Source organism: Lysinibacillus sp. FSL M8-0355 (assembly GCF_038008985.1).
Classification (GTDB): domain Bacteria; phylum Bacillota; class Bacilli; order Bacillales_A; family Planococcaceae; genus Lysinibacillus; species Lysinibacillus fusiformis_D.
In genome coordinates this window covers 312,632-334,493 of sequence record NZ_JBBPAI010000001.1, presented here as the reverse complement: position 1 = coordinate 334,493, position 21,862 = coordinate 312,632, and the positions used below count along the sequence as shown (strand labels likewise).

General features: G+C 37.3%; 21 protein-coding genes and 1 other annotated feature (1 of these 22 only partly in view). Of the genes, 6 read left to right on the top strand and 15 right to left on the bottom strand.

Annotated elements, in window-relative coordinates:
• Positions 1 to 15: a binding site (T-box leader), on the top strand; it begins 250 nt to the left of the window's first position.
• A gap of 66 nt (positions 16 to 81) precedes the next feature.
• Positions 82 to 1,314, top strand: coding sequence for an MFS transporter (locus tag MKY46_RS01640; RefSeq protein WP_101966970.1), 1,233 nt, complete (start codon positions 82 to 84; stop codon positions 1,312 to 1,314).
• 39 nt (positions 1,315 to 1,353) lie between these two features.
• Here MKY46_RS01640 and MKY46_RS01635 read toward each other — a convergent pair whose 3' ends face one another.
• Positions 1,354 to 2,067, bottom strand: coding sequence for an IclR family transcriptional regulator (locus MKY46_RS01635; protein ID WP_058843989.1), 714 nt, complete (start codon positions 2,065 to 2,067; stop codon positions 1,354 to 1,356).
• A gap of 241 nt (positions 2,068 to 2,308) precedes the next feature.
• On the opposite strand from MKY46_RS01635, the gene MKY46_RS01630 reads away from it, so the two are divergent.
• Positions 2,309 to 3,970, top strand: coding sequence for a M20/M25/M40 family metallo-hydrolase (locus MKY46_RS01630; RefSeq protein ID WP_036117999.1), 1,662 nt, complete (start codon positions 2,309 to 2,311; stop codon positions 3,968 to 3,970).
• A 55-nt stretch (positions 3,971 to 4,025) separates the two neighbouring features.
• Here MKY46_RS01630 and MKY46_RS01625 read toward each other — a convergent pair whose 3' ends face one another.
• The 4 genes from MKY46_RS01625 to MKY46_RS01610 all read right to left on the bottom strand — a co-directional run bounded on the left by MKY46_RS01625 (position 4,026) and on the right by MKY46_RS01610 (position 7,695).
• Positions 4,026 to 4,979 carry a methyl-accepting chemotaxis protein gene (locus MKY46_RS01625; protein WP_036118002.1) on the bottom strand — a complete coding sequence of 318 codons (954 nt, stop codon included), beginning with the start codon at positions 4,977 to 4,979 and terminating at the stop codon, positions 4,026 to 4,028.
• Positions 4,980 to 5,112: 133 nt separating this feature from the next.
• Positions 5,113 to 6,297 (bottom strand): NAD(P)/FAD-dependent oxidoreductase, encoded by a 1,185-nt coding sequence (locus tag MKY46_RS01620; RefSeq protein ID WP_101966972.1) that lies wholly within the window; start codon positions 6,295 to 6,297, stop codon positions 5,113 to 5,115.
• A gap of 45 nt (positions 6,298 to 6,342) precedes the next feature.
• A complete protein-coding gene (locus MKY46_RS01615; RefSeq protein ID WP_036118008.1) occupies positions 6,343 to 6,771 on the bottom strand; it encodes a DUF1641 domain-containing protein in 429 nt (142 codons plus the stop codon).
• A 321-nt stretch (positions 6,772 to 7,092) separates the two neighbouring features.
• A complete protein-coding gene (locus MKY46_RS01610) occupies positions 7,093 to 7,695 on the bottom strand; it encodes a Crp/Fnr family transcriptional regulator (RefSeq protein ID WP_340833641.1) in 603 nt (200 codons plus the stop codon).
• A 167-nt stretch (positions 7,696 to 7,862) separates the two neighbouring features.
• Between MKY46_RS01610 and MKY46_RS01605 the strand changes: the two genes are divergently transcribed.
• On the top strand, positions 7,863 to 8,642 hold the full coding sequence (locus MKY46_RS01605; RefSeq protein WP_340833640.1) for a class I SAM-dependent methyltransferase: 780 nt from the start codon (positions 7,863 to 7,865) through the stop codon (positions 8,640 to 8,642).
• Positions 8,643 to 8,706: 64 nt separating this feature from the next.
• Here the strand turns inward: MKY46_RS01605 and MKY46_RS01600 are convergent, their stop codons facing one another.
• The 6 genes from MKY46_RS01600 to MKY46_RS01575 all read right to left on the bottom strand — a co-directional run bounded on the left by MKY46_RS01600 (position 8,707) and on the right by MKY46_RS01575 (position 13,596).
• Complete coding sequence (locus tag MKY46_RS01600; protein ID WP_089933118.1) at positions 8,707 to 9,003, bottom strand: AraC family ligand binding domain-containing protein; 297 nt, start codon at positions 9,001 to 9,003, stop codon at positions 8,707 to 8,709.
• 2 nt (positions 9,004 to 9,005) lie between these two features.
• Positions 9,006 to 9,776, bottom strand: coding sequence for an ABC transporter permease (locus tag MKY46_RS01595; protein WP_036118019.1), 771 nt, complete (start codon positions 9,774 to 9,776; stop codon positions 9,006 to 9,008).
• A complete protein-coding gene (locus MKY46_RS01590; RefSeq protein ID WP_058843993.1) occupies positions 9,751 to 10,803 on the bottom strand; it encodes an ABC transporter substrate-binding protein in 1,053 nt (350 codons plus the stop codon). The genes MKY46_RS01595 and MKY46_RS01590 overlap by 26 nt, the downstream gene beginning before the upstream one ends.
• Before the next feature lie 19 nt (positions 10,804 to 10,822).
• Positions 10,823 to 11,509, bottom strand: a complete 687-nt coding sequence (locus MKY46_RS01585; RefSeq protein ID WP_036118022.1) for an ABC transporter ATP-binding protein — start codon at positions 11,507 to 11,509, stop codon at positions 10,823 to 10,825.
• Between the two features lie 3 nt (positions 11,510 to 11,512).
• Positions 11,513 to 12,295, bottom strand: a complete 783-nt coding sequence (locus tag MKY46_RS01580; protein ID WP_141905214.1) for a methyltransferase domain-containing protein — start codon at positions 12,293 to 12,295, stop codon at positions 11,513 to 11,515.
• A gap of 680 nt (positions 12,296 to 12,975) precedes the next feature.
• Positions 12,976 to 13,596, bottom strand: a complete 621-nt coding sequence (locus tag MKY46_RS01575; protein ID WP_036118125.1) for a TetR/AcrR family transcriptional regulator — start codon at positions 13,594 to 13,596, stop codon at positions 12,976 to 12,978.
• Between the two features lie 125 nt (positions 13,597 to 13,721).
• Here MKY46_RS01575 and MKY46_RS01570 point away from each other — a divergent pair, with 125 nt between their 5' ends.
• From MKY46_RS01570 to MKY46_RS01560, 3 genes are all read left to right on the top strand, one after another.
• A complete protein-coding gene (locus MKY46_RS01570; RefSeq protein WP_036118128.1) occupies positions 13,722 to 15,908 on the top strand; it encodes an MMPL family transporter in 2,187 nt (728 codons plus the stop codon).
• A gap of 142 nt (positions 15,909 to 16,050) precedes the next feature.
• Complete coding sequence (locus tag MKY46_RS01565) at positions 16,051 to 16,911, top strand: PucR family transcriptional regulator (RefSeq protein ID WP_036118132.1); 861 nt, start codon at positions 16,051 to 16,053, stop codon at positions 16,909 to 16,911.
• Between the two features lie 103 nt (positions 16,912 to 17,014).
• Entirely contained in the window at positions 17,015 to 18,097 is a 1,083-nt protein-coding gene (locus tag MKY46_RS01560) for an ABC transporter ATP-binding protein (RefSeq protein ID WP_036118135.1), read from the top strand.
• Positions 18,098 to 18,183: 86 nt separating this feature from the next.
• Here MKY46_RS01560 and MKY46_RS01555 read toward each other — a convergent pair whose 3' ends face one another.
• From MKY46_RS01555 to MKY46_RS01540, 4 genes are all read right to left on the bottom strand, one after another.
• The gene (locus tag MKY46_RS01555) at positions 18,184 to 19,065 is read right to left on the bottom strand and encodes a MurR/RpiR family transcriptional regulator (RefSeq protein ID WP_036118170.1); all 882 of its coding nucleotides are present in this window, start codon (positions 19,063 to 19,065) and stop codon (positions 18,184 to 18,186) included.
• Between the two features lie 62 nt (positions 19,066 to 19,127).
• Complete coding sequence (murQ, locus tag MKY46_RS01550; RefSeq protein WP_036118138.1) at positions 19,128 to 20,021, bottom strand: N-acetylmuramic acid 6-phosphate etherase; 894 nt, start codon at positions 20,019 to 20,021, stop codon at positions 19,128 to 19,130.
• A complete protein-coding gene (locus MKY46_RS01545) occupies positions 19,993 to 21,039 on the bottom strand; it encodes an N-acetylglucosamine kinase (protein ID WP_051891575.1) in 1,047 nt (348 codons plus the stop codon). The genes murQ and MKY46_RS01545 overlap by 29 nt, the downstream gene beginning before the upstream one ends.
• Positions 21,026 to 21,853: a carbohydrate ABC transporter permease gene (locus MKY46_RS01540; RefSeq protein WP_051891576.1), complete on the bottom strand. Its 828-nt coding sequence runs from the start codon at positions 21,851 to 21,853 to the stop codon at positions 21,026 to 21,028. The genes MKY46_RS01545 and MKY46_RS01540 overlap by 14 nt, the downstream gene beginning before the upstream one ends.
• Between the last annotated feature and the right edge of the window lie 9 nt (positions 21,854 to 21,862).

The window sequence follows — 21,862 nt, the reverse complement described above, 5'->3', positions numbered from 1 at the left end:
AATCTCGTCCCTAAGACTAATCGTCTTGGGGGTGGGATTTTTTATTTTGCAGATCTTGACTTTGCTTAAGGAGGAATTGATATGAAGAAATCTTTAGAGAACTGGCGTTATCCTGCCATCCTATTATGTAGTATTGGTGTTTCCAGTATTGGCGAATGGATTTATTTTATCGCCTTAAATCTTATTGTATTAAATGTTACAGAATCAGCTCTTGCTGTCTCTGGCTTGTATATTGTAAGAGCAATCTCATCTTTGCTCACTAATTTTTGGGCAGGAAGCCTTATCGATCGCTATAATAAGAAACATTTAATGATTACTTTAAATCTTGTGCAATCTATACTAATTGTTATACTTCCCCTCTTCTATAGCTTAGCATGGATGTATACGCTAGTTTTTATCATTACAGTAGCTAGCTCTATGTATCATCCAACCTCGATGACCTACATCACTAAATTAATTCCTATAGCACAAAGGAAACGTTTTAACTCATTACGTAGCTTGCTGGACTCAGGGGCTTTTCTAACTGGACCAGCAATTGCCGGCTTTCTATTTACACTAGGAACACCCAATATGGCTATATACTTAAATGCCTTTGCTTTATTTTTATCAGCCTGTATAACGTTTAACATGCCGAGTGTTGAAGCCTTTAAACGGCTAAAGTTTGATAATGCTATAGAAAAAAAATCCCTTTACCAAGTACTATTTCATGATTGGCAAATGGTCATACGCTTTAGCTTAAAAAATATATATGTAATGAGCGTCTATTTATTGTTTAGTGCTACCATCGTCTTAATGACAGCGACTGATTCTTTAGAGGCTGCCTTTGCAACTCAAATACTTGCTTTATCAGAGGAACAATATGGAATTTTAGTTAGTATTGCTGGAATAGGTGTATTAATTGGCTCATTCACCAATTCAGCGGTAGTTGAAAAAGTGTCCACTGCCTGGTTGATTGGTCTGGGGTCTCTTCTAACAGCATTAGGCTATTTGGTGTTTACTTCATCCTTCACTTTTCTTATTGCTGCTCTAGGCTGCTTTCTATTATCATTTGCGACTGCCTTTGCAAATACAGGATTCTATACCTTTTATCAAAATAATATCCCATCTGAGAGCATGGGGCGAATAGGCAGTATTTATGGATTCTTGGACGCATTTTTCATCATTCTCTTAACAGCCATTTTTGGCATTACTGCTGAACTAATCACAATACGATTTGTCGTCGTGAGTGCCTCCCTTGTTATGATCATCGTCGCTATTATTTTATTGTTTTTAAATATACAATCCTCTAAGTCCCATTACTATGAATATGACTAAAGAACATAAAAATAGGTCTTTTCCTTAAATAGGAAAGACCTATTTTATATGCCCGAGTTCTTGTGAGAGAAGGTAGGCTGTTTTGGTTACTTCTTTCACAATACCCTCTAATTTTTCATCATCTGTATCATATTCAAAGCATTCTGCACTGATAGCTGCAATTGGTTTCTCATCCAAATCAAAAACAGGCGCTGCAACAGAAACGGTTCCCTTTGTTTTTTCACCGTAGCTAATAGAGTAGCCCATCTCTTTAATTTGTTGAAGTTGCTCCATCACTTCATAATTCTCTGAAAAAGTAGCTTGGATTTCTTTGCTTGAAAAGGCTAGTAGCACTTTATTGGCAGCCCCGATTGGATAAGGAATTTTTTCACCAATCATATCTATGATTCGGACGTTTTTTGGGCTGTCTACTCTATCAATAATGATTGAGCTAAATTGTTTGGGAATATTTAAATATGTAGTTTCACGAACATTATTTGCAAGCTCTTCTAATAATGGATGTGCTTTTTCTCGAATATTTGTATGATGGTACATTTTCATTCCTAGTTGTAACCAAGTATACCCTAAACGAAATTCCTTTTTTTCCTCATTTCTTTCTACTAAATCGAAAGTTTCTAATGTATACAATAGACGATAAATCGTACTGCTCGGTAAATCTGTTTCATTGTAGATATCTTGCACAGAATAGAATTTCTTCGGTTGTTTAGCTAGTACATTAATAATCAACATTGCTCTTTCAATAGATTGAATCATCACTACTCCTCCTTTTATTCATTTTAACGAATTTTTACTCATTTAAATAGACTTCCTAGCGAATAAATTAATAATAAATAGCAGAATTTTATAAAAATTAAAATTGACTATTACACGTTTTTTTTATATGATATTTTCATATTCCACTATACGGATTAATTTTCATATAATGAAAACAATTGAACTGAAATGGTTGCTAATTTGAATGATATGTAGTCGAACAAAAAAAGGAGCAATATACATGTGTCAACAACTAAGTCAATTACCACTTGCAACACATATCGAAGAGCTTACAAAAGAATTAGTCCATATTAATAGCATTAATGGTACACATGGTGAGGGGAAAATCATTGAGTTCATCTATGAAAAAATGCAAGCATTCCCTTATTACCAAGAAAACCCTACATTTCTTTGGACGACAAATGTGAAGCATGATCCGATCGGACGCAAAAATCTCTTTGCATTCGTAAAAAGTCCTAATGAAACAAAGAAAACAATTATTTATCATGCCCATTTGGATACGGTCGATATAGAGGATTATGGTCATCTAAAGGAGTTTGCTTTTTCCCCTCACAAGCTTGAGGAGTTCTTTGGAAAATATGAAGGAAACGCTGAAGTACAAAAGGATGCTCAAAGTGGCGATTGGATGTTTGGACGTGGGGCTGTAGATATGAAAAGTGGTGCCGCTGTCCATGTGGCGAATATTCAGTATTTCACACAGCATCTTGAAGAATTAGATGGAAACCTACTTCTAATTTTAAATGGTGGTGAAGAGTCAGAGCATAATGGGATTATTGATGCATTAGATGAACTTAGTCATTTAAAAATAGCACATGGGTTGGATTTTCTAATGGCAATTAATACCGATTTTACAACACCATTATACGGGGATGATCCACATCGTTATATTTATACAGGCGTTGCTGGTAAGCTTCTTCCCGCATTCTATATCTACGGACGTGAGGTACATGTGGGTGATACATTAAGTGGTATCGACCCGAATTATATAGCAGCTAAAATTACTGAACGCATTCATAATAACTTAGCATTGACTGAGCAAATTACAGGTGAAACGATACTCCCACCTACTTGCTTATATCAGCGTGACACAAAGGAATCCTACACAGTTCAAACAGCATCTACAAGCCAAATTTATTTTAACTATTTTTTATATGAAGAATCTCCAGCTCATGTCGTCAGTAAACTAAAAGCTGTTACACAGCAGGCATGTACTGAAGCAGAGCAATACCTACAACTTCAATATGAAAAATATAGTGAATGGTCCAATGTCCCAAAACGCTCTTTGTCCTGGCATATTGAGGTGGTAACGTATGATGAACTGATTTCATACTTGAATGAAAAAGGTGTTCAAACTGAGGCTATTCTTGCAGAGGTAATGAAAAAGAATGAAGGAAAGGAATTACGCCAACAGTCATTTGCTCTTGTGGATGCCCTACAAAAGGCCGATCCAGAACATCAACCTCGTGTTGTCCTATTTTTTGCACCACCATTCTTACCACATAATTATTTAAAGGAAAATGTGGAAAGAGATCAAGTATTGAAACAAACTATTGAGCATATTGTCAAAGAGGTTGCTATGGAAACAGGTGAGCTATTCCAAGTTAAACGCTTCTTCCCTTACTTAGCTGATGGTAGTTTCTTATCTATTCATGCGACAGAGGAAGAACTACAAGAATTGCTTCATAATTTTCCAGAATGGAATACCCTTTATCCCCTACCCTTTGACAAAATAAAAGCACTAAATATCCCTTCCGTTACAGTGGGTGTATATGGGAAAGATGGACACAAATGGACTGAGAGAGTTTACAAACCTTACTCCTTTGGCGTTTTACCAAAACTCATACAGAAAACAACTAAAGCAATATTCCAATCAAACCATTAATCTAATCAAAACACCATTCGATTCATTAGGAATCGAATGGTGTTTTTTTATGTACCTACATTTTATTCGGGAAGCATTTCACTTTATCTACAGCTTCTAGTAATTTTTTGGTTACTATTTCCGATTCATCAATATGTTCTGTTAAAACTTTATTCGTTTCATCAAATAGCGCTGTTGTTGTTTGGAATTTACTCATAACATCCTCAGTCGATATTTTTTGACTATCAATATATTGTAGCAATTCCTTCACTTCACCCTGCACATTCATAATGATTTGGAGTAAAGCATTGATTTGCTCAGAAGTATCTGTACTTTTTTGTAGGCCCTCTGTTACTAGCTGCATATTATTTTTATTATCTTCATAGGCTTCAGAGATTTGTTCCTCTATTTTTTTCGTAAGGTTTACAATATCTTCTGTGCTTGACTTTGTATTTTCTGCTAATTTACGTACTTCTTCTGCAACAACTGAAAACCCTTTGCCATGTTCGCCAGCCCGTGCTGCTTCAATTGAGGCATTCAAAGCAAGTAAATTAGTTTGGTTGGAAATCTCACTAATCACTTTGACAATATCCGTTATTTGCTTTGATCGTTCACTTAAATGATTCATGCTATTTGTTGTTTTTCTTGATTGTTCACCTAGCTCATCAATAACATGCTGCACTTCCTTAACCGCTTGTTTGCTATCAATCGATAAAGAAACCATTTTATCTGATGAGACAATTAAAGAACTACCTTTTTCAAGTGCATGTCCAGATATGGTATTTGATTGTATTGTACTATCTTCTACTCTATTAAATTCTTTTAATATTTCAGTAACCATCTCTCCTAAAATGATATGCTGGTTATTGACTATATCATGTTGTCCAATCGTTGAAATTAGTTCTTTATGTAGTTCATTGAGGAAAATCTGAAATTCATGATCCTTCTTATCTAGCTTTGCATTCAGTTCATCAATTTTAGCCTTAAATTGCTCTATATCTTCTTTTTTTGATTGAAACATTGTTAACATAGCCTATCACCCCAGAAAGTAGATTATTGAATATGTATTTAGTTTACTGGATTTAAAGTGATTAATATACATTTTTAGAAAAAAACACTCACTTCTATCAGCGTAATCCCGATAAAAGTGAGTGTTTTATTTATTAATAAGCTAAACCGAATAAAGCTTTAATATGTGTTAAATAACGAATATTTGAAGCTTCTTTCATTAATGTTGCAGGAAGACCTTTAAGCTCTGTGTTGCTTGCGCCAATTGTAGCGACAGCATCTTTACGACCTAAGCTTGCAAGTGTGCCTGAGTTTACTGCTGAGAATGATTTCATCTCTTGGTTTCTGTATTGTGCAAATACATTATAACCAGCGCATTCACCCATTTGCCATGCAACTTGTGCAGTTGGAGCGTATAATGGACGACCTCCATCAGCAGGTAGAGCTACTGATGCATCACCAATAACAAATACATCTTCGTGAGAAGTAGATTGTAAGAATTCATTAATTGTTGCTTTACCACGATCAGCTGCTAAACCTGATTCACCTACGATTGGTAGTGGAGCTACCCCACCTGTCCATACAAGTGTGTTTGCAACGATTGGTTCACGATCTTTTAATGAAATAACATTGCCGTCAACACCCGTTACAGGCGTACCTGTAATAAATTCTACACCGCGTTTTGTTAAGCTTTCTGTAGCGCGTTGGATCAGTGTATCTGGAAGTACTGGTAAGATTTTTGGACCAGCTTCAACAAGTTTAATTTTAAGGTCAGCAAAGTTAACACCGTGTTTTGCAGCGATTTTCGGGAAGTTGTCCACAATTTCACCAACAAGCTCAACGCCTGTTAAACCGCCACCGCCAATAACGATTGTTGCATCTGCTTCATCTTTAGATTGTGCGTATGCTTTAATGCGGTCTTCGATATGCTTGTTAATTTTGTTAGCATCATTTACTGATTTAAGGACCATAGAGTTTTCTTCTAATCCTGGGATACCGAAGAATCCAGTTTGGCTACCTAAAGATACTACAAGCGTATCGTAAGTTAATGTATAGCCATTATCTAAATCAACTTTTTTATTATCTACATTGAATTTTGATACTTTTGCAATGTGTAAGTCGATATCTAAACCTTTAAAGATTTTTTTAAGTGGTAATGCAACAGCACCTTCTGCAATTGTACCACCTGCTAAACGGTGAAGCTCAGTGATAATTTGGTGTGTTGGGAATTGGTTTACTACAGTAATTTTAGCTTCATCAGCTGATAGATATTTACGTGCTGTTAATGCAGTTAAAACGCCAGCGTAACCTGCACCTAAGATGACGATTTCTTTTGACATGATTAATTAATCCTCCGTCCTTACGAATTGAATTTACCTTGAGTCTTATTTAGCTTTGCGTTCTGAGCTTACTTGTAAGAAAGCATTAACAAAACGGAAAACATTTTGAACTTGAGGGTCTTTTAACATTTTCACAAGACCGAATAAACCAATTACTTCTTGGCTTTCAGATGCACGGTCTTTCGCTTCAATTGCAGTTGCTGCAAGGTTTTTCGCAGAGCCTACTACAGGACCAGCCATTTCTGTTACTGCTCCAACAGTATCATTTTTAAGCACTTCGTCTGTTGCAACAGCTTGAGCAAACTCGTATGATTTCGTTAATAATGTCATCATTTCAGTTAACTTTGGTAATTGCTCAACTAAAGTTGTAAGTGATTCTTGAACTTCAGGCTTTAATAATTGATCTAGTACATCTAATTGCTCTTTACTCACAGTTACTTGTTCAGCCTGTGTTTGGTTATTCGTTTCTGACATTTTGAACTCTCCTTTGCCATCACTAGTACTATTTTTTATTGCTTACATGTAAAAAAGACCATTAAGGTAAAACTTAACAGTCGTTACAGCGTATATCTTACACAATCACCAGTCACAAGGGCTGGATAGCGATTCGTATGACTTGTTATTACAATGTTTACTTTAAATCGCAAAAAGCGCATCATAATACCATCCTTATCTTGTCTTGGTGACATTACAACCTTCATTATAAGACTGTTTGTACATTATTTCAATGAGCTATATCACAATTTCGACAATATTTTCAAAACTCATTGATTTTATCAACTATTAACTGTCTTACTATAATAAATTTTCCAAAGCATCATAATTTTTTATGATAATTCTTTTTCCTGTCATCTCTATATAACCTTCCTTTTGAAATGCAGATAAACGACGGCTTAATGTCTCTCTTGTAGTATTCAATAAAGAGGCTAAATCTTTTTTTGTAAGTGTCAATAAAAATGTATCGCTTCCTGCTGTAGCAGCAGATTTTAAAACAAAGGCAGCCAGTCTTTCACTTACCTCTTTAGAAACAGCTTCACTCAATTGATTTTCTGTCTCCTCTAATCGTGAGGAAAGCTGGGCAAGCATATGAAACAGCGTAACAGGCGTACCTGCTAAGATCTTCATCAGTTCCTCACCATCAAGTGAGCAAATTTCAGTTTTTTCTAGTGCCTCTACTGTCGATTTTTGCGGCTCATTATTAAACAATGTAACATCCCCAAAAAATTCTCCTGCTTCCAAAACTCTCATAACGTACTCCCGACCGTCTGTAGAAATATGAGATACTTTTGCACGGCCATACCTTACGATAAATAATTTTTTCTTCCGGTCACCTGCGAGTAAAATAATTTCTCCCTTATCAAAATGATGATGTGTAATAATGTGTGAGATTTCTTCCATTTCATGTGCTTTTAGATGTTGAAATATTGGTACCTTTGAAAAACAGTATTGTTTTTGACAGTTCATTTATCTACCTCCAAATTTGACATATATCACAGTAATTAATGTTATATTACCTTTATAATAGTGAGAATAATAATCATTTTCAATAAAAGGAGGATACATAAATGACTAAACAAACCTTAAACTACGAAAAAATGCCTGGTCATTGGCTCTTAGCGAGCTTAGGAAAAACGGTACTTCGCCCCGGTGGCATTCAAATGACATGTCAAATGCTTCAACATTTAGCCATTAAAGAACAGGACTATGTAGTAGAATTTGCACCTGGACTTGGCACTACTGCAAAAATGACATTAGCAAAAAATCCAACCTACATAGCCGTTGAACGTGATGAGGAAGCTGCAAAAAAGGTAAAAGAATATTTAAATGGGGATAATCAACGCTGTATCATTGGTAGTGCTGAGCAAACTGGTTTACCAGATGCATGGGCTACTGTTGTCTACGGTGAAGCCATGTTGACCATGCAATCAACTAAACAGAAAAATGCCATTATTAGCGAGGCAAAAAGACTATTAAAGCCTGGTGGTATCTATGCCATACATGAGATGTGCTTAACACCATCTACTATTACTAGCACTCAACGTGAAGAGATTCGTAAAGATTTAGTCCAAGCTATAAAGGTCAATGCTCTACCATTAACAGTAGAGGAATGGGAAGATGCTTTAAAGCAACATGGTTTTACTATAGAACATGTAGAAACAGCACCTATGCATCTCCTTTACCCGAAACGCTTAATTGAAGATGAAGGCTTATTCGGCGTTCTAAAAATCATCAAAAATGTAGTAATAAATTCGAAAGCTCGTAAGCGCGTACTTTTTATGCGTAAAACGTTTATGAAGCATAATCAAAACCTACAAGGCATCTCTATCATTGCGCGTCTGCCTTAATAACATCACTTAAAGTTCAGCTAAAAATGAAGCATAGAAAAAGCTCCATTCGCTAGGAGCTTTTTTATTTCAATTTAATCACAATCAAGCGAACATCTGTAATAGCTTCTAAGCTGTGCTTCTCAGATGGGTTTAAGGCTAAGATGGTATCCTGTGTTAAAATTTCTTCCATCCCTTCAATAATAAAGCGAACTTCCCCAAATTGAACAATAATTAAAACTTCATTGTCTGTATGATGCTCAGGAATTTTTTCACCTGCTCGCAATTGAATGTTTAAAACATCTGCACCCTCAATACTGCCCAATTTACCAATATGCTTTTTCTTCTCTTTTAGCATTGCTTGAACTTGTATAATTGTCATTGTCATTCCTCCCTATTCCATGTCATCATTTTTGCTTTTAATGGGTTTAAAATAAAACTATCGATTGCTAAAATTATTAGTACACTTATCAACGTCCAAGCGAATACTTTATCCGTATTAATATTGATGCGTGCCATTGTTAAAGCCGCTCCAATACCACTATTCGTTCCTAATAGTTCAGCCATAATGGTCATTCTTACTGCACCTCCTGCCGCCAGCGAACAGGCTGTAAAAAATGGCACCATCAGACTTGGTAATATGATGAAACGTAACTTTTGCCATGTTGATTTTTGATAGACGGTCGCCATTTGTAAGAGTTGATTATCTATTTGTCGATAACCATTAGCAATATTAATATAAAATGTTGGAAACACTAAAATACTTACGACAAATATTGGTATGATTGAATTAGTACCAAACCATACCATTGCAACTACGACTAAAATAATAGGTGGAATACCTAATAAAAATGCAATAACTGGGCGGAACATTTCATAAATAACTGCAAATCTACCCGCCAATAAACCCGATAAAATTGCCAAAAACATACCGATTGATAAACCTACTACCATACGAACCATTGTTAAATAAAGTTGATGAAGCAACTCACCACTTACTATAAGTTGCCATAGTGCTGTTAGTGTTTCATATGGAGAGGGTATTAAAATGCTCGGGAAATTTAAAGATAATAGTGTCCAAATGAGCACGATGCCACTGCAAGTGCTCATTTGAATAATCAAGCTTTTTTTACGGTTCATAATAGAAATCATCATCCGGTAATTGCCCACCAATAATATCTGGCGATAGTGAAGCTAGTTGTTCAAAGAAAAACTCAAGCTCTTCCTTGGCTTCTTGCGCCGTGACAAATTCGATATTTAAATAAGGTAATAATCCTGCAATAAAGGTTGGATCAAGCCCTTCTTGATACGATGCCAATAGCTCACCAGCAGCTTCAGGATTATCTTTTAAAAATTGAATAGATTCCTCTATTTTTGCTTGTAGCAATGCTACAGTTTCTGGGTGCTCTTGAATTAATGCCTTATCCACAACAAGGCCAGCTTGAGGAATACGCGGTGCCTTTCCTGTTGCTGCTGCCCATTCCTCTTGTAGACTCATTGATTTTTGTAGGGCAATTCCCTCTTTTTTCGCCTTCGCAATAACAAGGGAAGCAGTATGCTCTGGTAATACAGCATATTGTGCTTTGCCAGCCGCTAATAATTGGACAACCTCCTGAGGAGTTGCTGTATATTCCACCGTTAAATCTTTCTCTATATCTAGCCCGTTTTTCTGTAATAAATACTGAAATACTAATGCTGGCATATCTCCCTTAAATGGTACATGGACCGTTTTACCTTTTAAATCCTCCCATGATATTGCTTCACCCTCTGGTCCAATAAAATATAAAATACCCCAAATTAATGTATTTACCAATTGAATGTCTACACCTTTATTGTAAAGGTTGGCACCTACATATGTTGGCACAGCAGACACTTGCACCTGACCTCCACTGATACGTGCACGTAATTCGTCAGGAGTATTCCAAGTTAGAAACTCAACATCCTCTGCACCTTCTAGTAACGATTTATCATCAATCATTTTATAGAGTGGTGCAGCAATCGAAATACCTGCCGGTGCCTGAATAGTCATTTTTTCAACCTTTGATACACTTGGTTGTTCAGCAGTAGCTTGTACACTTTTCTCTGGTTCTTGATCTTGCTTTGCTTTTTCTGTATTGCCACAAGCCGTTAAGACAACTGTAAGACATACTATTAAAAGACTTACTATAGGCCATTTTTTCATAGCATACTTTCTCCCTTATTTAAAGTTGTAATAATTGATATTCAATATTTTTTATATAATCAAAGTTACGATGTTTTCTTGGTGTATCTAAAACTATTTCCTTGTAGATTCCTTCATTTGCATACGCAATATTAATAATGCGGTCTGCTACCGTTGCAGCTTCTTCATAGTCATGAGTTACATAAAACATACCTACTTGCTCATTTTCTATTAAATCAATAAGGTCCTGCACAAGTTCTTTTTTTATCCAATAATCTAATGCTGAAAAAGGTTCATCCATCATAATAAGCTTAGGCTTGCATGCAAATGCTCTAACAATTGAAACTCGCTGCTTCATGCCACCAGATAATTGCTTAGGAAACGCATCCATTTCATTGTCAAGCTTAACGCGAGCTAATAGATTCATAATTTGAGATCTATCTACTACACCATTACAGCTAAATGTGACATTTTCATATAATGTACACCATGGTAATAACCTTGGTTCTTGAAATACATAACCCAATTTATCTGTGATGCATGTAATATGACCAGATGTTGGCTGTAGTACATTCGTTGCAAGATGTAAAAAGGTAGTTTTTCCACATCCTGAAGGTCCAACAATAGCCACCACTTCGCCTTCTTGCAAACTTAAATGACAATCTTTAATAATTTGCTTCGTTCCAAAAAATTTAGATACGTGTTCAAATTGAATTGCTGTTTTCATTGGCTATCCTTGCTTTTTTGCAATGATGGTAATGTGACCAAAATGATGGCGAGCATGATCAAAATGCTCAATTATTTCAAGGAAATATTGCTCATCATCCGAATTTTTTCGTGCATTTTCAATGATACGTATTAAACCATCTAAGCCCTCATCTCGTATAAGCCCTACCAAAGATACTAAGTGGAGTTCTCCAGTATGCACATCTACAGGTTTGAATCCTGTATTTTCAACTAAAGTTTGCCAATGATGCTTTGATAGTGGCTGTGCCTTCACAACAATGACATTACGCAGTGCCTCAATTTCATCAGTAACACTTTCTTCACTTGATGCTTTAACAACTAAATCATGTGTTGCTAAAATACCGCCTGGCTTCAAAACCCTCCTATATTCAGCTAAAGCCTGTTCTTTTAATTCCTGTGGTAGCATTGTGAGCATCGCTTCATTTATAACCACATCGAAGGTTGCATCATCAAATGGTAATTGTGTAGCATTTCCTTGTTGAATTTGAACGAGATGCTGTACATTTTCACGAATAATAATCTCATTTGCTTTTTGAACTGCCTCTTTATTAATATCAATTCCACTTACTTTAGCATTGTATGCTTTAGCAATATGTATTGCTGTCGCTCCTGTATTCGTAGCCACCTCTAGGACATGGCTATCTTCATGTAGCTGACAAGCCTCTAATATTCGGTTCGTAGCCTCCTTTCCACCTGGACGTAAAATTGTCTTTCCTAGCTTCGCTAAAAAGAGATGTGTAGGTAAACGCTGTTCTGTCGAATTCATTTTTTCTCCTCCTCTGTCATCTATAGCTACACTATAAATGAGAACCATTATCAATGTATGTGACCCATATCACAATTAAAGGAGTTACCTCAAATAATGAGATAACTCCTTTAATAGTGTTGAAAAATAAAACAATCCATAGAGTTTTGGTGACAGGTGAAAATGGATTTCCGTTGCAGGCTACTTGCTTGCCTGTGGGCGAGCGCATAGCCGCTCCGTTTAGAGGCTTGCCTGTCTCACTATCCCACGGGAGTCAAGTAGCCTTCCACTCCAACCTACAAAATGTTACCTTTTTAGCAGAGGTTTTCAAATAAATGAAGGTGTTCACTACTCTTTATGAAGAGGTGTTGTCACTCATTAAGAATACAGATAATGGGCGATTTGATCGCTATGCTACTATGAAAAAAGTTAAGACACTTTGCAGAATGGTTGATTGGAGTGGAGCCAGCGTCACTCCTAGGGGATTTAGCGTCACAGAGGAGACCCTGGAGCGAACGGAAGTGAGTGAAGCGGCTCATCGAACGCCCCCTGGAAAGGACGCTGGCGGAACGGAAATCACCCCCCACCTTGCTAAAAGGTCGTTTTCTGCTAGTGACATGATCTTTTTTCAACAACATAAAAGAAGTTACCTCGAATAATGAGATAACTCCTGTTATCAAAAATCACATAATCATTAAGTTTTATTTATTTTCAACAGACAGCCAAAAGAAATTTGTTACTTCCTTTGCCGTCACATCTACTGAGCCTAGCAAAGTTTTACCTTCGCCATCTTTAAAATATCCTACTGTCATTAATGCCATAAAGTTATGAGCGAAAAATTTAGCATTTCCTTTTCGAATCGTGCCATTATCCATCTCCACTTGCATGGTCTGCTCTATTGTTTGATACATATCATTTTCAGATGCCTGTACTTGTTTCAGCTGTGGTTCCGATAAATTGATGGTTGCCTCTTTCATAAAATTTTTCATATCAATATCGATAGTCGCTGATAAATGAACTGCCACAAGCTGCTCTAATCGCTCTTTAAATGGTATAGGCTGCTCTAAAATTTCTAGGATAGATAGCTTGATTCGATCCATCATAGCAATTAATGCAGATGTATATAATTCACCTTTAGTTGGGTAGTAGTAATAGATAGTCGCCTTTGTTACGTTACAAGCTTTAGCTACATCATCCATCGAAATATTTTTGTAGCCTTCTTTAATAAAAAGTCTTGTGGCCGTTTCAAGGACAAGATCTTTTGTTGGTTTCGCATTTCCATCATGGCGAGGTCTCCCGAGAACACGCGGTGATTGTTTCAACAAGTTCGCCTCCTTAAATTAAGCATACTTTTTACACATAGTATAACATATGAATATTTCTAGGTTGATTAATTAACCTTCTAGTATATATAATTAAATCACTTACATGAAATGGAGGTCTTCTCATGAAAAAACATCCACTTGAGCAATGGGGCTCAATGGTTGCAAGTAAAAAGGGTCGCTTATTAGCATTAGCTTTTTGGGTGTTATTAGTAGTGGTGCTGTCGTTTGCATGGCCACAAATCAATAGTATAGAAAGTGAATCCGGTAAAAATTTACCTGATACTGAAATGTCTGAGCAAGCAGCGGCGATTATTGCCGAGCAATTCCCTAACGATGCTGGAACACCTTTATTACTAGTTTGGCATCGTGACAGTGGTCTTAGCATTGAGGATTTTACGGCTATCCAAGGTGTTTATAGCGAGCTTCAGGCAAAGCCCTTAGCCCATCAAACAATGATCCCACCATTTGATCAAATGCCACCACAGGCTTTAATGACTTCCGCTTCCGAAAATGGCACAACGATTGTGACACCAGTGTTTTTTGAAAAAGATGTCGCTACAGATATGCTACAGGATAGTTTAGATCATCTGACAAAGGTAATGGAACGCTATCAAGTTCAATTAGATGAGAAATTATCCAGTGATGCACTCCATGTCCGCTATTCTGGACCAGTTGGGATTGCCACTGATGCTGTCAGTTTATTTTCACAGGCAGACGTGAAATTATTAATAGCAACCGTATTGCTCGTTTTAGTATTACTTATTATCATTTATCGTTCACCATTACTGGCTATTATTCCTTTAATTGTTGTAGGTCTTGCCTATGGTGTTATTAGTCCGACACTTGGTTTCTTTGCTGACCAAGGATGGATAGATAAGGATTCGCAAGCAGTATCCATTATGACTGTTTTACTCTTTGGTGCAGGTACTGACTATTGTTTATTTTTAATTTCTAAATATAGAGAAATTCTCTTAGATGTTGAGGATAAGACTGCTGCTATGAAGCTGACTGTCAAAGAATCAGGTGGTGCCATTTTAATGAGTGCTTTGACGGTTGTCATTGGTCTAGCTACTCTTAGTCTTGCTCATTATGGTGCATTCCAACGCTTTGCTGTGCCATTTAGCTTTGGCGTGCTTGTAATGGGAATTGCAGCACTTGTTGTCCTACCAGCTATTCTTGTCATAATAGGACGTGTAGCTTTCTTTCCCTTCATCCCTCGTACTGAGGAAATGGCAAATAAAAAAGGTAAAAAGCAGCATAAACCTTCACATAAGGTTAGTCATAAAATCGGACGTTTTGTTACACATAAACCATGGATTGTTATTGCTGTAACAGTCATTTTACTCGGGGGATTGGCAGCATTCGTTCCACGTATTCAATACACGTTTGATCTGCTTTCATCCTTCCCAAAAGATATGCCGTCCCGAGAAGGCTTTACTTTAATAGAAGAGAATTTTTCTCCTGGAGAGCTAGCTCCTGTTCAATTGGTTATTGATACTGAAGGTACCGATATTAATTTACAGCAACAACTTGCTGACATCTCTTATATTGATAGTGTTGCAGATGTACAAACTGGCAATAAAAATAAGGCTATTCAATTGTACGAATTAACTTTCAATGTCAACCCCTATGCAAAGGAATCATTAGCCCATATTCCTGAGCTTCAAGCTGAGGTAATTAAAATGTTGGAGGTACAAGGGCTCACTAGTGCTGAGAAGCATGTTTGGATTGGTGGAGAAACAGCCAGCCAATACGATACACAACAAATAACTAAGCGTGATGAGACCGTGATCATGCCAACCATGATTGCTTTAATCGCATTATTATTGTTTGTTTATTTACGCTCTATTACTGCTACGGTTTATTTATTAGCAACCGTTATTATTTCCTACTTTGGAGCATTAGGTGCTGGATGGTTAATTTTGCATCATATCATGGGTGCAGAAGCCATTTCTGGAGCTATACCACTGTATTCCTTCGTGTTCCTAGTAGCACTCGGAGAAGATTATAATATCTTTATGATCTCAGAAATTTGGAAAAAGCGTAAAACTGCTGATCATTTAACAGCTGTAGAAGAAGGTGTCGTCCGAACAGGAAGTGTTATTACATCCGCTGGACTCATCTTGGCAGGTACGTTTGCTGTGTTGGCAACTTTACCGATTCAGGTGCTTGTTCAATTTGGTGTCGTTACAGCCATTGGTGTGCTTCTCGATACATTTATTGTACGTCCATTGCTTGTACCAGCAATCACAACAGTACTAGGTAAATATGCATTTTGGCCAGGGAAGTTATTTAAAAAAGAGGCATAAACAGATAACACGGACATTAGATAAGTATGACTATCATACTTGCTAACATCCGTGTTTTTTCTATTAATACTATAAACATTTCATCATATAATTATACTAATTTAACTTTATTACTCTCCATTCAAATAAAGGAGTGGCATAAATGAACCTTCAAAAACTACAGCAACGCTTCCCATTATTAACCCCCTTTTCAGGTAAAACAGACGGAAACTATGTATTTAATTTTGACAACCATCTTTATGAAATTCCAGCACATACCGTGACACAAAGTGAATTTGAGCTGTTGCAAATTTTCTCAGATCCCATTGCCTTGCCACATGACTACGATAGGATTTGGCTAGATTATTTAACAGACCTAACGGATATTGCTCCATCTATCCTTCCTCTACATCGTTTGTTATTTCTTCACTTCGACAAAGATTTTACAGCACCTGCATTACTCCGCACAATCTTTGAAGCTTTACTAGGAAAAGATATTTTCATGCTATCCATACATCCACAATTATTTGTCATAATCGAATGTATTAAGGGTGATGAAATATTAAATTTTGCTCATTATCTTGATCCATTAATCGAGGATTTACAGGCTCATTTTAAGATTTTCGTATCTGATGTTATACCAGACGTAACGACGACTAAGGAGCGATTTAGCTGGTATGTCCACCTTCAACAATTTATTTGGACCTATACACCAAAGCATGTACTCACACAGCAGGAGATTTTAGTGCCATATGTCATGCAGCGTATAGAGTCACATGAAAAGGAGATTTTTATTTCCTCTGTCTTAAAAAGTGCCACCTCTCAGCCTGAATTACTCCATACGATAAAGCAATTGATTGAATATGAAGGGAATATCACATTAGCTTCTAAAAAAATGTATATGCATCGCAATACACTACAAAATCGCTTAGAAAAATTTCAGCTATTGACGCAAAAGGACATTCGGCATTTTTCTCATCGACTAGAAGTTTATTTCGCAATTATTTTCTTAGAATCACTTTAGGTTAACTGCACAATTAATGGCCTCAACACTGTGCACTGTTTCTCTATCACTCTGTGCTGAAGTTATTTACAATAAAATTATGTCTTACAAAGGGGTGTATATTATGGCGGAATTACGGTTAGAGCATATCTATAAAATTTACGATAAAAATATTCAGGCTGTAACTGATTTCAATCTGCATATTCATAATAAAGAATTCATTGTGTTTGTAGGTCCATCTGGCTGTGGAAAAACCACAACTTTGCGTATGATTGCTGGCTTAGAGGACATATCAAAAGGAGAACTCTATATTGATGATGTCCTAATGAATGATGTGGAGTCAAAAGATCGTAGTATTGCCATGGTATTTCAAAGCTATGCTTTATATCCACATATGACAGTCTATGATAATATGGCGTTTAGCTTAAAGCTCCGAAAGGTCGATAAAAAGGAAATAGATCACCGCGTCAAAGAGGCTGCTAAAATATTAGGTTTAGAGGATTATTTAAAAAGAAAGCCAAAAGCTTTATCAGGTGGACAACGTCAGCGTGTGGCACTTGGTCGAGCTATTGTTAGAGACGCTAAAGTATTTTTAATGGATGAACCTCTTTCTAATTTGGATGCCAAATTACGTGTGCAAATGCGTGCTGAAATCCAGAAACTCCATCAACGAATTCAAACAACTACAATCTATGTTACGCATGACCAAACAGAGGCTATGACAATGGCTACTCGCCTCGTCGTGATGAAGGATGGTCTTATTCAACAAATCGGGACGCCAAAGGAAGTATATAATACACCTCATAACATGTTTGTGGCAGGCTTTATTGGTTCACCATCCATGAACTTATTCCATTGCCACCTTACAGAAACAGAGATCCTTTTAGGAGAGCAGAGCTTCCCTATCCCATCCATGTACGTACCATTGTTAAAGGAAAAAAATTATTTTGGGAAAGAGATTGTTATGGGTATACGTCCTGAGGATTTACAAATTACGGATGTCGTTTCTCCTTTTGCTTTTAAGGCAACTATTGATGTTACTGAATTACTAGGTGCAGAAACTTATCTTTATTGTTCTTTAAACAATCAAAATTTCATTGCACGCGTACAGGCTGACAATAATTTACACCCATCCGATAGGGTTTCCTTTGTCATGAGGGAGGAAAAAATCCACTTCTTTGACCCTGAAACAGAAGAGCGCCTTTAAGCATACACTCTAGAGGAAGGCGTCGACTACAGCTGAATCGAAACCAAAAACGAAGACGATACTATGGGATAATAGATCGCCTTCGTTTACTTTATTTTATTTTTTCGTTTCGCCACTTTTTTATGCAGCCCTTGAATGACTGAACGTGTTTCGTCTAAATAGTCAACTGTCTGCTCATAGGCACTCGTCACGACTCCCATAAATAAAATATCAATGACGAGTAGTTGGGCAAGACGTGAGGAGGTTGCACCACTTCTAAAAGTAGCTTCAACATTTGGAGATACATATAAGCAAATGTCCGCTAAACTAGCTGCTAAAGAACTACCATAGCGCGTTAAACTAATTGTAGTTGCCGGTGTTTCCCTAGCTATCTCAAGAATTTTAGCCACTTCATGTGTTTCTCCAGAAAAGGAAATGCCCACTACGACATCTCCCTCCTGTGCATTGACTACCGCTGTAGCTCCTAAATGTAGGTCCATAAAAGCTCTACTATTTTTATTGATTCTTAAAAATTTTTGATCTGCATCCATTGCTGCTATACCTGAAGCACCCACTCCAAAAAATATAATTTTACGAGCTTGTGATAAAGCAGTGATGGCACGCTCTAATTCAACTATATCTATTAAATTAGCTGTTTGTGCCAAAATTTCACTACTTTGCATCGTCACCTTTTCTACAATCGATGGCAATGCTTCATTTGCCTCAATATCCCGATCTACTGTTTTCGTATGTTGTAAATCACCAGCGATACGTAATTTCAGCTCTTGAACACCACTTATATTTAACGATTTACACAGACGAATGACAGCCGCACTACTTGTATGACTTGCTTCTCCCAATTCAACCGCAGTCATTTTAATTGCCTGTGTTGGGTAGTCTAAAATAAAGCTCGCTACCTTTTTTTCTGAAGGAGGTAGCTTCTCTCGCATTTCTGCAAGCATAATTAAGCCAGCATTTATTTTGTCCATTCTTCCATCCTCGTCTCTTGTTGAATGGAGGTTTCCATTCACATCTCGCATCAAAACTTTCTTCATTCCACTGCTCTACGTACATGCCCTTCGGATTGGGCTAGTAATTCCGTTGCTTCTTCTATTGTTGTATTCGTCAGTAGCATCACAATCGATAGCTTCACTTGAAAATTAGTTTGCTCCAAAACACTTTCAGCCTGACTATAAGCAACACCTGTCACATCACAAACTATTTGTTTAGCTCGCTCTCGCAATTTAAAGTTACTAGCATGGACATCCACCATTAAATTTTTATAGACTTTGCCAAGCTTGATCATTGTGGCTGTTGTAATCATATTCAGTATTTGTTTATGGGCAGTGGCAGCCTTTAATCTTGTAGACCCTGTCAAAATTTCAGGACCAGTAATCACCTCTATCGCAATGTCCGTATACTGACTAATGGCAGAATGAGAATTACTAACTAAGCTGATGGTTTTCGCTCCTATTTGCTGCGCATATATTAATGCCCCCTTCACAAAAGGTGTTCTACCACTTGCCGCAATTCCAATCACTACATCGCGGTTTGTTAGCTGTCGTTTCTTTAACTCTGCTTCGCCTAATGACAGATCATCCTCCGCTCCTTCTACGGCAATCATGACTGCCTCTTCCCCACCAGCCAATATTGCCTGTACAAGCGCTGGTAAGGTACTAAATGTGGGCGGACATTCCACTGCATCAAGCAAACCAATTCGCCCACTCGTCCCTGCACCTACATAAAATAAACGGCCACCATTCTTCAGTGCATGAACAGTAGCTGTAATAGCTTGTTCAATCTCAGGTAAAACTTTGGCTATGGCTAACGGTATTTTTTTATCCTCTTCATTCATCAGCTTTACAATTTCAGCAGTGGACATTAAATCTAGATTTGTCGTATCTGGATGGTAGCCTTCAGTCGTCAGTTTTGTCATGCGTTCCATTGAATTTAAATCCCCCCGCGCTCTTTTCATGGATGCTCATCCAAGTTCCCTTTACCGTTTGCTGTAAAGCTTCTGTCATTTGAATCCCCTCACTCAAAAGCCCATTAATGAAAGCCCCAATAACAGGTGGCACTTCAGGTTGTATGAGCCGATTATGCCTAGTTGCTAGCCGTAATTTCTCTTGAAAACATTGCTTAAAATAAAGATTTTCAAATAAACCTCCACATATGACAATAGGCCAATTTTTCACTTGTGGTTCTTTTTTCAGCATCGTTTGGAGGAATTGCACTAAATGATGAACAGCCTGTTCGACAATATTCTTTGCTTTATCATTCTGTTGTTCAGCTAAACTTAACACCGTCCGAGCTATAGAGGCTATGAAGACACGTGGTTGTGGATGCTCATAAACATAGGTAATGATGTCAGTAGGATTTGTTAATGCTAGCTGCTCTAAAATGGCCGCAGTAAAGACATCTCCATTCATGCCAGAAACATCATAATGCTGGGCAATTTCACGCAATGCCTCTTGCCCAATATAGTAGCCACTGCCTTCATCTCCAAATAAATAACCCCATCCTCCAACACGACTAACTTGATGATCTTTCCCGACAGCGTATACGATGGAGCCTGTACCTGCTATCACAACGAGCCCTTGCTGGGTAAATGTACCGCTAGTAAGAGCCGCTACTGCATCATTGGTGATCGTTACCTTACAAGAGCTAGCAGGGAAAATGAAACCAATCCATTGCTCCCAGCGGACTTTATCTACTTGTCGATCTCCTCCTGCCACACATAAGAACACAGTCGAAACATCACTCTTTGTCACAGCTATCTTTTGTAATAACTGGGCTAGTAGATGCTCAATCTGTATCCTTACCACGTTTGGTGGTGTCGCCTTCATATTTGTTCCGGCTCCTTCAACAACTGCCAGCACTTCTCCTTCTTTCGTTCCGACTACTGCGCGAGTTCTCGTTCCGCCTCCATCTACCGCAATAATGTATTGTCTATTTAATAGCACCAGCCGTCAGCCCTTCCATAAATTGCTTTGAAGCAATGAAGAATAATAAGATCATTGGTAATGATGCTAATGTTAGACCTGCAAACAGCGAGCCCCAATCTGCGGAATGTTCCCCAAAGAGTGACATCATTCCAACAGGTATCGTCCGTTTCATTTTCTCTGTAATAAAAATAAGCGGGAAGAAAAAATCATTCCATGCAGCGATAAAGTTAATAATGACGACTGTTCCAAGTGCTGGTCTCATTAACGGTAATACCACATGCCAAAGGACTCTTAAGTTTCCTGCCCCATCTATACGGGCAGCCTCCTCCAGCTCATAAGGCATCGTTTTAAAAAAGCCTGTTAAGATCAGCATGGATAATGGTATGCCTGTCGCCATATTCATCAAAATTAAAGACCATAAGGAATTAATTAATCCTAAATCACGCATTAAAATAAAGAGCGGTACAATACCTAGCTTTATAGGGATCATCATGCCTAATAAAAAAATAAAAAACAATGCATGATTCCAAGAAAATTGAAAGCGAGCAATATAAAATGAAGCCAATGAACAAACAACAACAATCAATACAACAGATACAACGCTAACAAACAGGCTGTTTAAAAAATACGTTGTAAATGGGATTTTAGATAATAATGTACGGTAAGTCTCTAAGCTAAAGCTAGTTGGTAAGCCTAATGGATTTTTGTAAATGTCCACGCTTTTTTTAAATGAAGATAAAATCATTAACAAAATGGGATATAAACTAATGGTCGCCACCGTAAATACCACAAGATAATAAAAAGGTCGAACCCATATTGCACCTTGCTTCACTATATTCAC

What these genes read in the sequence shown, in the direction of transcription:
- MKY46_RS01560 (WP_036118135.1), top strand. Translation starts at nt 17,015, where the DNA reads ATGGCGGAATTACGGTTAGAGCATATCTATAAAATTTACGATAAAAAT.
- MKY46_RS01605 (WP_340833640.1), top strand. Translation starts at nt 7,863, where the DNA reads ATGACTAAACAAACCTTAAACTACGAAAAAATGCCTGGTCATTGGCTC.
- MKY46_RS01565 (WP_036118132.1), top strand. Translation starts at nt 16,051, where the DNA reads ATGAACCTTCAAAAACTACAGCAACGCTTCCCATTATTAACCCCCTTT.
- MKY46_RS01625 (WP_036118002.1), bottom strand. Translation starts at nt 4,979, where the DNA reads ATGTTAACAATGTTTCAATCAAAAAAAGAAGATATAGAGCAATTTAAG.
- MKY46_RS01640 (WP_101966970.1), top strand. Translation starts at nt 82, where the DNA reads ATGAAGAAATCTTTAGAGAACTGGCGTTATCCTGCCATCCTATTATGT.
- MKY46_RS01615 (WP_036118008.1), bottom strand. Translation starts at nt 6,771, where the DNA reads ATGTCAGAAACGAATAACCAAACACAGGCTGAACAAGTAACTGTGAGT.
- MKY46_RS01630 (WP_036117999.1), top strand. Translation starts at nt 2,309, where the DNA reads ATGTGTCAACAACTAAGTCAATTACCACTTGCAACACATATCGAAGAG.
- MKY46_RS01580 (WP_141905214.1), bottom strand. Translation starts at nt 12,295, where the DNA reads ATGAATTCGACAGAACAGCGTTTACCTACACATCTCTTTTTAGCGAAG.
- MKY46_RS01585 (WP_036118022.1), bottom strand. Translation starts at nt 11,509, where the DNA reads ATGAAAACAGCAATTCAATTTGAACACGTATCTAAATTTTTTGGAACG.
- MKY46_RS01600 (WP_089933118.1), bottom strand. Translation starts at nt 9,003, where the DNA reads ATGACAATTATACAAGTTCAAGCAATGCTAAAAGAGAAGAAAAAGCAT.
- MKY46_RS01595 (WP_036118019.1), bottom strand. Translation starts at nt 9,776, where the DNA reads ATGATGATTTCTATTATGAACCGTAAAAAAAGCTTGATTATTCAAATG.
- MKY46_RS01590 (WP_058843993.1), bottom strand. Translation starts at nt 10,803, where the DNA reads ATGAAAAAATGGCCTATAGTAAGTCTTTTAATAGTATGTCTTACAGTT.
- MKY46_RS01570 (WP_036118128.1), top strand. Translation starts at nt 13,722, where the DNA reads ATGAAAAAACATCCACTTGAGCAATGGGGCTCAATGGTTGCAAGTAAA.
- MKY46_RS01555 (WP_036118170.1), bottom strand. Translation starts at nt 19,065, where the DNA reads ATGGACAAAATAAATGCTGGCTTAATTATGCTTGCAGAAATGCGAGAG.
- MKY46_RS01635 (WP_058843989.1), bottom strand. Translation starts at nt 2,067, where the DNA reads ATGATTCAATCTATTGAAAGAGCAATGTTGATTATTAATGTACTAGCT.
- MKY46_RS01610 (WP_340833641.1), bottom strand. Translation starts at nt 7,695, where the DNA reads ATGGAAGAAATCTCACACATTATTACACATCATCATTTTGATAAGGGA.
- murQ (WP_036118138.1), bottom strand. Translation starts at nt 20,021, where the DNA reads ATGGAACGCATGACAAAACTGACGACTGAAGGCTACCATCCAGATACG.
- MKY46_RS01620 (WP_101966972.1), bottom strand. Translation starts at nt 6,297, where the DNA reads ATGTCAAAAGAAATCGTCATCTTAGGTGCAGGTTACGCTGGCGTTTTA.